The 14,942-nt window shown below is 61.3% G+C and carries 10 protein-coding genes; 6 read left to right on the top strand and 4 right to left on the bottom strand.

Annotation, left to right across the window (positions count from 1 at the left end; translation table 11 throughout):
- The first annotated feature begins 167 nt into the window (after positions 1-167).
- The gene (locus ISG32_RS15550) at positions 168-4,082 is read left to right on the top strand and encodes an ExeM/NucH family extracellular endonuclease (protein WP_194771948.1); all 3,915 of its coding nucleotides are present in this window, start codon (positions 168-170) and stop codon (positions 4,080-4,082) included.
- A 141-nt stretch (positions 4,083-4,223) separates the two neighbouring features.
- Here ISG32_RS15550 and ISG32_RS15555 read toward each other — a convergent pair whose 3' ends face one another.
- Entirely contained in the window at positions 4,224-4,754 is a 531-nt protein-coding gene (locus tag ISG32_RS15555; protein ID WP_194771949.1) for a DUF4124 domain-containing protein, read from the bottom strand.
- Positions 4,755-4,858: 104 nt separating this feature from the next.
- Between ISG32_RS15555 and guaB the strand changes: the two genes are divergently transcribed.
- Positions 4,859-6,334, top strand: a complete 1,476-nt coding sequence (gene guaB / locus ISG32_RS15560) for an IMP dehydrogenase (RefSeq protein ID WP_194771950.1) — start codon at positions 4,859-4,861, stop codon at positions 6,332-6,334.
- A 281-nt stretch (positions 6,335-6,615) separates the two neighbouring features.
- Here guaB and ilvD read toward each other — a convergent pair whose 3' ends face one another.
- Positions 6,616-8,313 (bottom strand): dihydroxy-acid dehydratase, encoded by a 1,698-nt coding sequence (gene ilvD / locus ISG32_RS15565; RefSeq protein WP_194771951.1) that lies wholly within the window; start codon positions 8,311-8,313, stop codon positions 6,616-6,618.
- Between the two features lie 232 nt (positions 8,314-8,545).
- On the opposite strand from ilvD, the gene ISG32_RS15570 reads away from it, so the two are divergent.
- From ISG32_RS15570 to ISG32_RS15585, 4 genes are all read left to right on the top strand, one after another.
- Complete coding sequence (locus tag ISG32_RS15570; RefSeq protein WP_194771952.1) at positions 8,546-8,806, top strand: type II toxin-antitoxin system Phd/YefM family antitoxin; 261 nt, start codon at positions 8,546-8,548, stop codon at positions 8,804-8,806.
- A complete protein-coding gene (locus tag ISG32_RS15575) occupies positions 8,803-9,249 on the top strand; it encodes a type II toxin-antitoxin system VapC family toxin (RefSeq protein ID WP_194771953.1) in 447 nt (148 codons plus the stop codon). The genes ISG32_RS15570 and ISG32_RS15575 overlap by 4 nt, the downstream gene beginning before the upstream one ends.
- A 40-nt stretch (positions 9,250-9,289) precedes the next feature.
- Positions 9,290-10,906, top strand: a complete 1,617-nt coding sequence (gene guaA / locus ISG32_RS15580; protein ID WP_194771954.1) for a glutamine-hydrolyzing GMP synthase — start codon at positions 9,290-9,292, stop codon at positions 10,904-10,906.
- Between the two features lie 162 nt (positions 10,907-11,068).
- Positions 11,069-12,595, top strand: coding sequence for a DNA cytosine methyltransferase (locus ISG32_RS15585; RefSeq protein WP_194771955.1), 1,527 nt, complete (start codon positions 11,069-11,071; stop codon positions 12,593-12,595).
- Positions 12,596-12,626: 31 nt separating this feature from the next.
- On the opposite strand, the gene ISG32_RS15590 is transcribed toward ISG32_RS15585, so the two are convergent.
- A complete protein-coding gene (locus ISG32_RS15590; RefSeq protein ID WP_323745942.1) occupies positions 12,627-13,088 on the bottom strand; it encodes a very short patch repair endonuclease in 462 nt (153 codons plus the stop codon).
- Positions 13,089-13,163: 75 nt separating this feature from the next.
- Entirely contained in the window at positions 13,164-14,942 is a 1,779-nt protein-coding gene (locus ISG32_RS15595) for an AIPR family protein (protein WP_194771957.1), read from the bottom strand.

Here is a 14,942-nt window from a genome sequence, read left to right on the forward strand (position 1 = left end):
GTTTCATCCAGGTGTTAGTGGGAACTTGGGCCGCCTCGTGCGGCCCGTTTTTTTTGAAATTCTTTGAAATGGTGTTGGCACAAGAGGTGTCGTGAACCCGCTGGCGAATCGACGGGGACTTGATCCGCACGTCATGACCGCGTCACGCGGCGTCGAAAGAATGGCGCATGACTCACCCTTGGGAGGGTGGGGCATTCTTCGGCAACACCTACATGACTACAGCCTTCACTCACCGCACATCGTCCACCGTTTTCAATCCCACCGCGATCACGCGCGCACGCATGCATTGGCAGGCGCTTGGCGGGGCACTGCTCTTCGGGCTGGCATCGACCTGCGCATCTGCCGGACCGGTGTCGTTCACCGGCCACTACGAGCAGAACTTCGATGCGCTTGCGAGCACCGGCACCGCCAATGTCTGGGACAACGGCAACACGCTGACCGGCTGGTCTTTGTTCCGTCACGACAACTCGGCCTTCACCACGTACAGAGGCGGCACGGGCAGCGACAATGCCGGGGCGTTCTACAGCTTCGGAGCGGCGGGGTCGACCGAGCGCGCGCTCGGCATTCTGATTTCCGCCAACGCCTTCAACAATCCGATCGCTGGAAGCGTCGCGGGCTGGATGGCGCTTGCGCTCACGAACGATACGGAAGCACTGATCGACGCGCTGAACGTGAAATTCAATGGCGAGCAGTGGCGCAGCGGCGGCAACACCAACGCGCAGACGATGGGGCTGCAGTACGGCATCGGCGACAGCTTCGATGCCGTCGCGAACTGGCAGGACGCCGGCGATCTTTTCCGCTGGTCGACGCCCGTGGTGGGCGCCACGATCGTCAGCAGCATCGGCAACGACAGCGGCCGTGTCAGCGGTCTCGGCGGCGATCTGCGCAACCTGCAGTGGGCCAAGGGACAGACGCTTTGGCTGCGCTGGGTGAATACGCGCATTGCGAGCTCCAACCACGGCATGGCCATCGACGATCTGGTCGTCAAGACCGCCGGTGCCGACATCGCCGCGCCGACGCTGAGCAGCAGCGTACCCGCAGCCGGGGCCACCGGCGTCGCGACCACGACGAGCAGCATCGCCTTGAGCTTCAACGAATCCGTGCAGGCGGGCACCGGCAGTTTTGAGCTGCGACAGGGCGCGAGCGTTCTGGCGACCATGCCGGTCACCGACGCCTCGCGAGTCGCCATCAACGCGCAGACCGTGACGCTGACGCCTGGCGTCTCGTTGCAGCCGAACACGGCCTACAGCGTGGTGCCGGTAGGCACTCCGGTGCAGGATCTGTCGAGCAACGCGTGGGTGGTGCAGAGCCTGAGCTTCACCACCGGGGCGGCACCGACGATCACGCGCATCTCGGCGATCCAGGGCAGCGGGGATGCTTCGACCAAACTCGGCACGGCCGTGCATGTCAACGCCGTGGTCACGGCCTACATGCCCGATCTTTCGGGCTTCGTGATGCAGGAGGCCGATGCCGACGCCGACGCGGACCCCGCGACTTCCGAGGGCATCTTCGTGTATTACGGAGGCACCAACCCGGGCGTGAGCGCGGCCACCGTCGGCAAGCGAGTGCAGGTCTCGGCCACGGTCGATGAATACAACCGCCAGACGCAGCTCAAGAACCTCACGGCGTTTGAGATCATCGGCGACGGCGTGCTGCCCACGCCCGTGTCGCTCACGCTGCCCATCAGCGACGCGGCGCTGTGGGAGCGCTACGAGGGCATGCTGGTCAAGGTGAGTTCCGCCACCAGCGGCGGCAAGCTCGTCATCAGCGACAACTACACGCTCGGGCGGTATGGCGACGTGACGCTGTCCGCCGACCGCGTCCTGCCTCAGTTCACCGACGAGAATGAGCCGAGCGTGAGCGGCTTCACCGAGTACGCCGACACCATGCGGCGCAGCCAGATCATTCTGGACGACAACAGCAGCAAGTCGAACCCCGCTGCCGTGCGCGGCCGCAACGGCCAGCCGCTCTCGGCCAGCAATCCGCTGCGCGCGGGCGATGGCGTGGACGCGGTGATCGGCGTGCTCGACCAGTTCTACCAGACGTCGTCGCCCCCCGAGATCTACCAGACCAGCTACCGCGTGCAGCCCACGCAGCCGCTGAATTTCACCGGCGCGGCGCGGCCCACCGCCGCCGATCTGAAGGCGGCCGTCGGTGCGGCCAACGTGAAGGTGGCCTCCGCCAACGTGCTCAACTTCTTCAGCAAGGTGGGCGACACCAGCACAAGCACCAAGGATGTCTTCACGCCGCCCACCGCAGGCAGTTCGCCCATCGGCATTCGCGGCGCCAACAACGCGGCGGAGCTGGATCGCCAGAAGGCCAAGGTCGTCGCCAATCTGGTCGGGCTCGACGCCGACGTCTATGGCCTCATGGAGGTGCAGAACAACGGCTTTGACGCGAGCAGCGCACTCCAGTTGCTGGTCGACGCGATGAACGCCAGCACCGACAAGCCCGCCGGAGCGATCTTTGATTTCATCAAGGCGCCGTTCAAGCAGAACGGCGGCGCGGACATGGCGGGAGCGGGCACCGACGCGATCACCGTCGCCATCGTCTACCGCAGCGACCGGGTGACGCCCGAGGGCCAGGCCGCCGTGCCGAACGTGGCTACCTACGACGCGTTCACGCCCGGCGTGGGCGGCGCGCGCGTGCCGATCGCGCAGACCTTCTCGTTCACCGCTCCAACCGGAAAGGAGTCGTTCACCTTCGTCGTGAACCACTTCAAGTCCAAGGGCAGCGTGCTGTCGAGCGGCGACAACGGCGACAAGGGAGACGGGCAGGGCGCGAACAACCCGGCGCGGGTGAAGACGGCAGAGCAGCTCAAGGCGTGGCTTGCCACCAAGCCCACAGGGGCCGTTGGCGAGAACACCATCCTCGTGGGCGACTTCAATGCCTACGCCAAGGAGAAGCCGATCACCTACCTCGAGAAGAACGGCTTCAGCAAGGTCTCGCACGGCTATTCCTATTCGTTCGACGGCCTCTGGGGCTCGCTCGATCACATCTTCGTGAACACGCAACTGGCGGGCAAGGTCGGCAATGTGGTGAAGTGGGCGATCAACGCCGAAGAGCCGACCGTGCTCGACTACAACACCGAGTACAAGTCCGCCGACCAGATCGCGAACTACTACGCGGCCACGGCCTATCGTTCGAGCGACCACAACCCCATCGTCATGGGGCTGAACTTCGCGACCGCACCCGCCAACCAGCCGCCATCGATCCATGGCGTGCCGACGTCGGTCACGGCGGTCGATGTGGGCGTCGCCACCAACCTCTCGGCGATCACGGTGGCGGACGTGGACAGCGAACAGCTCACGCTCACCCTCAGCGCGACCAACGGCGCGCTGCAGGGCGTGACCGACGCCGACGCCCAGCTCGCGGGCCTGCAGCTCAAGGGCTCGCCCGCCGCGATCAACGCCGAGCTCGCCAAGGCCAGTTTTGTGGCGGCGGCAACGGGTGACGCAAGCGTGGGGCTGAGTCTGGACGACGGCGTGAACGCGGCCGTCACCGCGACCTATGCCTTCAAGGCATCCGCAGTCGTCACGCCCGGCACCGGGTTCGAACTGAGCCCCGCAGCGGGCGCGAGCGTGACCGGCACCTTGCAGGGAGCGGGTTGCAAGCTTGCCTCGCCGCCACAGTACGTGACACCGCAAAGCCTCGGCATCACCGCCATGCCGAGTGCGGGAGCCAGCCTGCCGCACGGCCTGCTGGTGCTCAACGCCGCGGGTTGCGACGCGGGCGGCTCGCTCACCGTGTCGATGAACTACTCGCAGCCGCTGCCTGAAGGGGCCGAGCTCTGGAAGTGGGGCCGCACGGCGGACAACACCGCCAAGCACTGGTACCGCGTGCCCTACAAGGTCTCCGGCCAGACCGTGAGCTTCACGCTGCAGGACGGCGGCCTAGGTGACGACGATCTGAAGGCCGACGGCAACATCGCCGATCCGACCGCGCTGGTCGCCCCGCAGGCGGTGACGCCATCCGGCGCGACGGTCGCCGTGCCGGTGATGAATGTCTGGGGGCTGGTGCTGCTGGCGCTGTCCTTCCTGCCGTTCGCGCCACTGGCACGTCGCTGGTCGCGAAGGGGCTGAAGGAAGTCCTCGGCGCGGTGAGGACCAGCAAAAAGGCGGTCACATTCAATGATGTGACCGCCTTTTTGAGGTTGATTGCATAGATTTATGAACTATGCAAACAGAGTGTTGAAAATCTATAACAGCACTCGCGAATGTGGGTTACTGGCTACAGTCGGAGGCGATCACGCTGTCCGCGCGCTTGATTTCAGCCTCTCGGGTGGCGTCGTCCATGAAGCCGCGCTCCCCCTTTTCGTTGACCGTTCCGATCAGACCGCCGGAGGTCAGCGAGGTCTTGGACTTGCGTGCGCGGGCGCAGTTCTCGGCCTTGGACTTGGCAATGCGGTCGGCTTCAGCCTTCTTCTTGGTGGCTTCTTCCGCGTCGGCCTTGGCCTTGGCTTCCTCGAGCTTCTTGTCCTTGCCGGAAGCCTGCGGCAGGCCCGGCGCACTGGCCACGCCGCTGGCTGGCGTGGCTGCGGCGGAGGCGGGCGCGTCGCTTGCCACCGGTACGGATTGCGAGGCGGCGCGGCCATGGCCCGGCTGCTTGAGGATGTTCTTTTGAGGCACTTCCAGCGGCGGCGGGCGGTCACTGAAGACCTTGCGGCCGTCCTTGTCCAGCCATTGCCATTGCGCGGACGCACCCAGCGCCCAGGTGCAGGCGACGGTCAACAAAAGAAGCTTGTACGGTTTCATCTGGTCAAGTGTAGCGGTGAGATGAGTGTGTATCAAAGCGCTTTTTCCCGGTTCCCTGCAGAAATGTTACCCGGCGGGTACAATCGTTTTTTTGGAGCTTTCTCATGCGCCTCCTCGGTAAAGCGCTCACCTTCGACGACGTGTTGTTGGTGCCAGCGTACTCCCAGGTCCTGCCCAAGGACACTACCCTCGCCACGCGTTTCACACGCAACATCACCCTGAACCTGCCTCTCGTGTCCGCCGCCATGGACACCGTGACCGAAGCGCGTCTGGCCATCGCCATCGCGCAAGAAGGCGGCATCGGCGTGGTGCACAAGAACATGACAGCCGAGCAGCAGGCTGCCGAAGTCGACAAGGTCAAGCGCCACGAATCCGGCGTGGTGCACGACCCCGTCGTGATCACCCCTGAGCACACCGTCCTGCAGGTGCTGCAGCTCTCCGAAGAGCGCGGCATTTCGGGCTTCCCGGTGGTGGACGGCGGCAAGGTCGTCGGTATCGTCACCAGCCGCGACGTGCGCTTTGAAACGCGCTACGACGTGAAGGTCAAGGAGATCATGACGCCGCGCGAGCGCCTGATCACCGTGAACGAAAAGGACGGCACCACGCCCGCACAGGCCAAAGTGCTGCTCAACAAGCACAAGCTCGAACGCATTCTGGTCATCAACGATGCGGGCGAACTCAAGGGCCTCATCACCGTCAAGGACATCAACAAGCAGACCAGCTTCCCCAACGCTGCCCGCGATTCCGCCGGTCGTCTGCGTGTGGCGGCGGCCGTCGGCGTGGGTGCCGGCACCGAAGAGCGCGTGGCACTGCTGGTCAAGGCCGGCGTGGACGCCATCGTGGTGGACACCGCCCACGGCCACAGCAAGGGCGTGATCGACCGCGTCCGCTGGGTCAAGCAGAACTACCCGCAAGTCGAAGTGATCGGCGGCAACATCGCCACCGGCGCTGCGGCTCTGGCGCTGGTCGAGGCGGGCGCCGATGCGGTCAAGGTCGGCATCGGCCCTGGCTCCATCTGCACGACCCGCATCGTCGCGGGCGTGGGCGTTCCCCAGATCATGGCCATCGACAGCGTGGCGCAGGCACTCGCAGGCACCGGCGTTCCGCTGATCGCTGACGGCGGCATCCGCTACTCGGGCGACATCGCCAAGGCCATCGCCGCAGGCGCATCCACCATCATGATGGGCGGCATGTTCGCGGGCACCGAAGAAGCTCCGGGCGAAGTGATTCTGTACCAGGGCCGTTCGTACAAGAGCTACCGCGGCATGGGCTCCATCGGCGCGATGCAGCAAGGCTCGGCCGACCGCTATTTCCAGGAAGCCACCACCGGCAACCCCAACGCCGACAAGCTCGTGCCGGAAGGCATCGAAGGCCGCGTGCCTTACAAGGGCTCGGTCATCGCCATCATCTTCCAGATGGCGGGTGGCGTGCGTGCGGCCATGGGCTACTGCGGTTGCGCAACGATTCAAGAGATGAACGACAAGGCGGAGTTCGTGGAAATCACGTCCGCCGGTATCCGCGAATCGCACGTGCACGACGTGCAGATCACCAAGGAAGCGCCGAACTACCGCGCTGACTGATCGGTTTTTGATCGATTGAAAAGGGGCTGATCCGTTGAGGGTCAGCCCCTTTTTTCGCACCGTGCCTTCACGGTGTCGTTGGCAGTGCTCGTTTTGAGGTGGCGATATAGGCCCTCATGCCTTGTCGCAAAGCTTTGCCGTGCGGGAGTACCGTCTGCGGCTTGGTGTCGCGCCTGAGGGCCTATCTCTCCATTGGGTTGGAAAGTTCAAGCACGGCGCGTGCTGTTGAATTGGTTTGTTGAAGTCCCAAAACAGTCCCCATACTCTATCGCCGATGACGCTCAAACGTCGAACTTGTCCAGCACCGCCCCTGAACTGGCGCTCGACGCATTGAACGCGAACTTCGCCTGCACGCCGCGTGTGTAGCGCGGCGCCGGTGCTTTCCATGCTGCGCGGCGCTTGGCGAGTTCTTCATCGGGCACGTTCAGCTGCAGCAGCAACTCACGCGCGTCGATGGTGATCGAGTCGCCCTCGTGCACCAGCGCGATGTTGCCGCCCGCTGCGGCCTCTGGCGCGACATGGCCGACGACCATGCCCCAGGTGCCGCCGGAAAAGCGGCCATCGGTGATCAGGCCCACGCTCTCACCCAAGCCCGCACCGATCAGGGCACCTGTGGGGGCCAACATTTCCGGCATGCCGGGGCCGCCCTTGGGGCCGAGGTAGCGCAGCACCATCACGTCGCCCGCCTTGATCTTGCCGTCCAGAATCGCGGCGAGGGCGGACTGCTCGTCTTCAAACACGCGCGCCGGGCCGGTGATGACGGGGTTTTTCAAACCGGTGATCTTGGCCACGCAGCCTTCGGGGCTGAGATTGCCCTTGAGGATCGCGAGGTGGCCTTGCTTGTACAGCGCCTGGTCGACGGGGCGGATCACTTCGGGGCGCGGCGGCGCGTCCGGCACGTCGGCCAGCGTCTCGGCGATGGTCTTGCCGGTGATCGTCATGCAGTCGCCGTGCAGCAGTCCCGCATTCAGCAGCAGCTTCATCACTTGGGGAATGCCGCCCGCGTCGTGCAGATCGACGGCCAGGTATTTGCCGCTGGGCTTGAGGTCGCAGAGCACCGGCACCTGCTTGCGGATGCGCTCGAAATCGTCGATGGACCACTCCACGTCCGCCGCGTGTGCAATCGCCAGAAAGTGCAGCACGGCGTTGGTGGAGCCGCCCGTGGCCATGATCACGGCGACGGCGTTTTCGATGGCCTTGCGCGTCACGATGTCGCGGGGCTTGAGGTCGTTCCTGATCGCCTCGATCAGTACCTTGGCCGACTCTTTGGCCGAGTTGGCTTTCTCGTCATGCGGATTCGCCATGGTGGAAGAGTAGGGCAGGCTCATGCCCAGCGCCTCGAACGCGCTCGACATGGTGTTGGCGGTGTACATGCCGCCGCACGAGCCGGTGCCGGGGATCGCGTGTTGCTCGATGTCCTTGAGCTCCTGATCGCTGATCTTGCCCGCCGCGTTTTCGCCCACGGCCTCGAACACGCTCACGATGTTCAGATCGCGGCCCTTCCATTTGCCCGGCAGGATGGTGCCGCCGTAGACATAGATCGCGGGCACGTTGGCGCGCAGCATGCCCATCATGCCGCCGGGCATGTTCTTGTCGCAGCCGCCCACCACCAGCACGCCGTCCATCCACTGGCCGCCCACGCAGGTCTCAATGCAGTCCGAAATCACTTCGCGGCTGACCAGCGAATACTTCATGCCTTCGGTGCCCATCGACATGCCGTCCGAAATCGTCGGAGTGCCGAAGACCTGCGCATTGCCGCCGGCCTCCTCGATGCCCGCAATCGCCGCATCGGCCAGCTTCTGCAGGCCGGAATTGCATGGCGTGATCGTGCTGTGGCCGTTGGCCACGCCCACCATCGGTTTTCTGAAATCGTCTTCCTTGTAGCCCATGCCGTAGAACATGGAACGGTTGGCGGCGCGCGCCTTGCCTTCGGTGATGTTGGCGCTGCGGCGGTTGATCGGTAGGGGTTTGCTTGCCATGGCTTGTCTCGCTCTTGATTCGTTGTGGGGATGGAAGCGCCAGTATCGGTGAACGACGCCTGCCTTTCAACGCGGTGGATGTAGGGGGACCCCTCCGCAGCCGGCGCGTCGTTGCGCGTGAGCCGCTTCCGCAAGGGTTGTTCTGGCCTGAATTTTGGAAAATTCTGGTCAGAATGTTAGAATTCGATCTATACCTGATGTTCAGGTCCGCTTTTGACTTTCAGTCCAGCCCATGCAATCCGTCGGAATCTACGAAGCCAAGACCCGCTTTTCTGCCCTGATCGAACTGGTCGAGCAGGGCGAGGAAGTGCGCATCACGCGCCATGGCAAGGAAGTGGTGCGCATGCTGCCGGTGCGTCGTCGCCCGGTCATCTCCGACGAGCAGATCGCCCGCGAGCTGGGCCAGATCGAAGCGCTGCAGGCCAGCATTCAACCTGCCGCCGATGCGGGCGTGGCCGCGCTGCGGAGCAAGGGCAGGAGCAAGGCCGCATGAGCGCCCAGATTGCCACCTTCGTGCTCGACGCGTCCGTCACGGCCGCCTGGCTGCTGCCCGACAACGCGAGCGATGCCACGCGCCGCCTTTATGCGCGCATCCGCCGCGACGAGGTCGATCCGCACGCACCCAATCTGTGGCAATGGGAATGCGGCAACCTGATCGCCAGCGGCGTCAACGCGGGCCGCATTCCGCAGACCTCCGTGGAAGGGCTGTGGGGCGTGCTGGAGGCCATCCGCCATCGCGTGGAGCTGCATGACCTTGCGCCCGCGCAGCACAAGGCAGTGCTCGATGTCGCACTCGAAACCGGCCTGCCCACCTACGACGCGGCCTATCTGTGGCTTGCACGATCACTCAAGCTGCCGCTGCTCACCTTCGATGAAGCGCAGGCCCGGGCCGCCAAAAAAAGCGGCGTGGCGCTGCTCGATCTGAACGCACTCTGACAACCTCTTTTCAACCGATTTTTTCCCGCATCAAACCACCATGCAACACGACAAGATCCTCATCCTCGATTTTGGCTCGCAGGTCACGCAGCTGATCGCCCGCCGCGTGCGCGAAGCACATGTCTACTGCGAAGTCCATCCCTGCGACGTGACGAGCGACTGGGTGCGCGAGTTCGCCGCCGACGGCAAGCTCAAGGGCGTGATCCTTTCGGGCAGCCACGCCAGCGTCTACGAAGTGGACGACCGCGCACCCGACGCCGTGTTCGAGCTCGGCATCCCCGTGCTCGGCATCTGCTACGGCATGCAGACCATGGCCACGCAGCTCGGCGGCAAGGTCGAGGGCTCCAACTCCCGTGAATTCGGCTATGCCGAAGTGCGCGCGCACGGCCACACCAAGCTGCTTGAAGGCATCGAAGACTTCAGCACGCCCGAAGGCCACGGCATGCTCAAGGTCTGGATGAGCCACGGCGACAAGGTCACCCAGCTGCCCGAAGGCTTCAAGGTCATGGCCTCCACGCCAAGCTGCCCCATCGCCGGCATGGCCGACGAGGCGCGCCGCTACTACGCCGTGCAGTTCCACCCCGAAGTCACCCACACCGTGCAGGGCGCGGCCATGCTCAACCGCTTCGTGCACGGCATCTGCGGCGCGGGCCAGGACTGGATCATGGGCGACTACATCGAAGAAGCCGTCGCCAAGATCCGCGAACAAGTCGGCGACGAAGAAGTCATCCTCGGCCTCTCCGGTGGCGTGGACTCGTCCGTGGCTGCAGCGCTGATTCACCGCGCCATCGGCGACCAGCTCACCTGCGTGTTTGTCGACCACGGCCTGCTGCGCCTGAACGAAGGCGACATGGTCATGGACATGTTCGAAGGCAAGCTGCACGCCAAGGTCGTGCGCGTCGACGCCTCCGACCTGTTCCTCGGCGAACTCGCGGGCGTCTCCGAGCCCGAACAAAAGCGCAAGATCATCGGCCGTCTGTTCGTCGATGTGTTCAAGGCAGAAGCGGGCAAGCTCAAGGCCGCCAACGCAGGCAGCAAGGGTGCCACCTTCCTCGCCCAAGGCACGATCTACCCGGACGTCATCGAATCCGGCGGCGCCAAGAGCAAGAAGGCCGTCACCATCAAGAGCCACCACAACGTCGGTGGCCTGCCGGAACAGCTCGGCTTGAAGCTCCTCGAACCCCTGCGCGACCTCTTCAAGGACGAAGTCCGCGAACTCGGCGTGGCCCTCGGCCTGCCGCGCGAAATGGTCTACCGTCACCCCTTCCCAGGCCCGGGCCTCGGCGTGCGCATCCTCGGTGAAGTGAAAAAGGAATACGCTGACTTGCTGCGTCGTGCAGACGCCATCTTCATCGAAGAACTGCGCAACTGGATCGACGAAGCCACCGGCAAGAGCTGGTACGACCTCACCAGCCAGGCCTTCACCGTCTTCCTGCCCGTCAAGAGCGTCGGCGTGATGGGCGACGGCCGCACATACGACTACGTGGTGGCACTGCGCGCAGTGCAGACCAGCGACTTCATGACCGCCGACTGGGCGGAGCTGCCTTATGGGTTGTTGAAGAAGACTTCAGGGCGCATCATCAACGAAGTGCGCGGCATCAACCGCGTGACCTATGACGTGAGCTCGAAGCCGCCGGCTACGATTGAGTGGGAGTGATTCAGCGCTGAACCGTTGCTGATTTCGCGACAGAAATGCCCGCAATCTGCGGGCATTTTCAGTGGTGATGTCAGGTTGGCGAATGATGCGAAAAAACTGAAGCAGAATACTGGATCGCGCCATGATCCAATGGTCGAAAACAAGTGTCAGCAGGGTGGAAGTATGTCGGTTCCGATCATTGATCTTTTCGCGGGTCCGGGAGGGCTGGGAGAAGGTTTTTCCTCAATTGAGGATCAAGAGAACAATCCCTTTTTCAATATTGCACTTTCCATTGAAAAAACTCCCGTTGCGCATCGGACGCTTGCCTTGCGTTCGGTCTTTCGACAGTTGCGCGGCACACCAGCAGTGGCGCACTACTACCGTTACATGCGTGGCGAAATTGATGAGACAAAATTTCGCGCGGAACCCGAGGTCGCGCTCGCTTTCGAGCACGCCTCGCGAGAGGCTCGGTGTCTTGAACTGGGGAAGGCGGACAACGCCGGCATTGACAAGGAGATCGGTGACGCTCTGAATGGCCGTGAGGATTGGGTGCTCATAGGAGGGCCACCATGCCAAGCATATTCGCTTGCAGGACGGTCTCGTCGAGCCAATGACGAAAACTTCGAGGCGGACGAGAAGCACTTCCTTTATCGCGAGTATCTGCGGATCATCAGGAAGCACAAGCCTGCGATTTTCGTCATGGAAAACGTCAAGGGGATGCTTTCGTCAAAACACTCCGGTTCGAGCATGTTCGAGCGAATCATTGGCGATCTCTCAAGGCCTTCACGAGATCTGGAGTATGAGATTCGCTCGTTCGTGAAGCATGGCGATCAGAACTCGCTTGATCCACGGGACTACGTCATCGAGTCCGAGAGATTCGGGATTCCGCAAGCAAGGCATCGGGTCATCCTGTTGGGTGTCCGAAAGGGCTTGGGTACGCCGCAGCACGAACTGCTCGAGCAGTCGGCGAGATCCGCGACTGTGGCGGACGCCATAGACTCGCTACCAAAAATCAGAAGCCGCCTGTCCAAGGGCGACACGTCCGAGGAGTGGAGGGCAGTGGTTCAAGGCGCGGCCACGCTGTTGTCAAACAGAAAGCATTCGGAGGACCTGCAGCAGGCCAAGACGGTCATGTCTTCGCGCGCAAGGGACGCGATTCACGGATCGGTGGGAGCCGCGTTCATGCCGTTCAAGTTTTCTGGAGCCTTTCAATCATCTGTGCTGGGGAAGTGGTTGTCCGATACGGAGTTGGGTGGCGTTTGTCAGCATGAGGCTCGCTCGCATATGGCATCGGATCTTCAGCGCTACATGTTTGCCTCGTCATTCGCGGTCGCGCTCAGTCGGTCACCGCGATTGGAAGAGTATCCCAGCGGACTTTTGCCGAACCATGGGAATGTGGCCGATATGGCAGAGCGGAAGTCGTTGCCTTTCAACGACCGGTTTCGCGTGCAATGCAGAAATTTCCCAGCCACCACGGTGGTGGCCCACATTGCCAAGGATGGCCACTACTACATCCACTACGATCCCTCGCAATGCAGAAGTCTCACCGTCCGTGAAGCGGCAAGGTTGCAGACGTTTCCGGACAACTATTTCTTCATGGGAAACCGCACTGAACAGTACACGCAGATAGGCAATGCAGTACCGCCGCTGTTGGCGAGGCAGTTGGGGCGTGTTGTCAAGAACCTGTTGACAGGGCGGGTACACAAATGAGTTTGATTCGATGATCGGGAACCATCCGAAGCTACTGGGTGGGGGCGCTCAAAACCAGTATTGACTCTTTTCCGGTCAGCCAATCGGAAACACGCTTCGCAGCCGCATCTGCGGAATGCTTTATCGAGCATTCCCAAACTGTTGCGACACGCCAACCGTCCTTGCAAAGATTGTCGACGTCGCGAATGTCCCGTTCGACATTCTTTTTGAACTTCTCTTGCCAGAACTCGGCATTTGTCTTGGGCACGGCAGCGAATTTGCAGTCTGCATGACGGTGCCAGAAACAGCCGTGAACGAATACGACGGCTCGATATTTGGACAATACGATGTCCGGGGAACCAGGCAGTCGTCGGACATTCAGTCGGTAGCGGAATCCCAATGCGTGGAGGCGAAGACGTAGTGCCAGTTCAGGCACGGTGTTCTTGCCGCGGATCTGAGACATGTTTGCACTTCGTTGCGCAGTGGCGCTGAGGCGAATTTTTTCTGGTCTCACAAATAGTTCACCTCCATACTTCGCACTCCTATAAAAACTTTGCAGCGTAATCGCGCGACAAGAGTACCCTCACTTTTATGCCGAAACCTCCGGTATATCCAATCTTGGAGATGATAAGGGCATCTCCATGACGGCATCGCGACACTCGGGGCGTTTCGCCCATTCAGAAATCATTCGGCCAGCAGAAGTTTTCTTCAGTTGCTCGTCGACTTCGCGAGACCAGCTTTCGATCTGTTGAAGCAATTCAGGTGAAATATTCTGCGATGTCCATACTCTGGAAAGATCAATCCTATTGCCGAGTCTGGCAGCGAGTACTGAAATGGTATATGCGGTGATGTTGGCCTGAAAGGCTGGAAACATCGGGCGGATGAGCTTCTCTGATGCCTTGTAGATAATGGCCTTTGCGACCATTGACTTGAAATCATTGACTGTTGGAAGAGCTGGAGCCAATGAGGGATCCGCAGCCGCCATCGACTCCATGAATTTGGTGAAGTTCTTTTGAGCACCCAAACTCACAAAATTGGGCAGGCCGTTCCAAGCATTTACATATTTCCCCATGTCGGTCTTCGTGATTCGGCGAGATGCCGGGATGGCTTCCTTGAGCTGTTTGAGTCTCGTTGGTGTATGTCCCTCTCGAGTAAGCAGAGTCTTGTAACTGCCAGCGGATCGCTCGTAGAACCATTGATTTGTCCCGTTCGGGCAATAGATTGTTCTGGACAGCTTTTCCATTTCGACGTGAAAGGGCTTGTTTGCTGACAGATCTGACTGCTTGACGGAGTTCTGGCTATTGGCGAAACGAGAGACATCGGATATCAGAGCTTCTTCTGCAACGGGGTCGTTAGTTCGCATCACGATGATCTTTGCAGGAATTCTCACGCGGCTCAGATCAGTCTGTGGGTACTTGCGCTTGGTGAAATAGAGTGACGCAGTTGTCTGACCGCCATTAACTATCTGCATGCCCTGTAACGTGGCGATGCCAATGGATCCATCTTCATTTTTTGCCAAGGCAAGTTTGTCGACGATGAGTACGAGTCCGTTGTTGTAGGCCATGAATCGTTCCGGTGCTGTTCGCAAAGTGGATTGAATGCCTCCATTGACACTTTTGGAGCTGGCAACACTCAGGAACGAACGGACATTCGCCTCCAGCAATCGACTTCCGTACTTTTCATATAGGTGGCGAAGGGCGTCACCAGGTATCGCCGTCAGCGCATAGTCGTAATCACAGTCTTCCCCCGGAACATATACGCAGGGAAGGGAAGTTCCAGAAAGGTCTTGGAAGTTGACGACCAACTCGTCCCGTGGTTTGCCTTCAGACATATGTCTGAACAGGCGCTCAATATCCATCACTTCAAGGCGAACAGCCTTGCCGGACACTTCCTGACTCTTGAATGACTTGCTTTTGGAAACGCGGTCAGTGATTACATAGATTCGGATGTCCTCCAGATTTACGTAGATTTTCTCTAATCGCGAGGCCAAAGCGTGAATGGGTGAACTTGGGTCGAGCTTTGATGCCACTTTGCGCTCTGCGCAAAGCGTAAGAAAACGCAATGCCTGCTTGGCTGCGGTGGTGGTTTCAGAGTCCGGAATCTGTGTCGGGCTGTCGACGCCTGCATGGAGGCTCACGAAGAGATCGAGTTGATCGTCTTCGTCCGTGATTGCGTAGCCGCTCAGCCTGAGCGTGGCGGTGCCGACTCGACCTTCATAGCGACATGCAGTGGGCTCCTCGGTCATCCCGATCTCCGCCATATGTGACATGACGATATCCGTGAAGATCATCTCCTCGTAGAGTTGACCTGCCTGCATACGGGCTTGAACCTCGGCACGGGTCTCAAGCAGAAATTCTTCCAATGTCAT

The organism is Diaphorobacter caeni, from assembly GCF_015354245.1.
In the GTDB taxonomy this organism is placed as follows: Bacteria; Pseudomonadota; Gammaproteobacteria; order Burkholderiales; family Burkholderiaceae_C; genus Diaphorobacter_A; species Diaphorobacter_A caeni.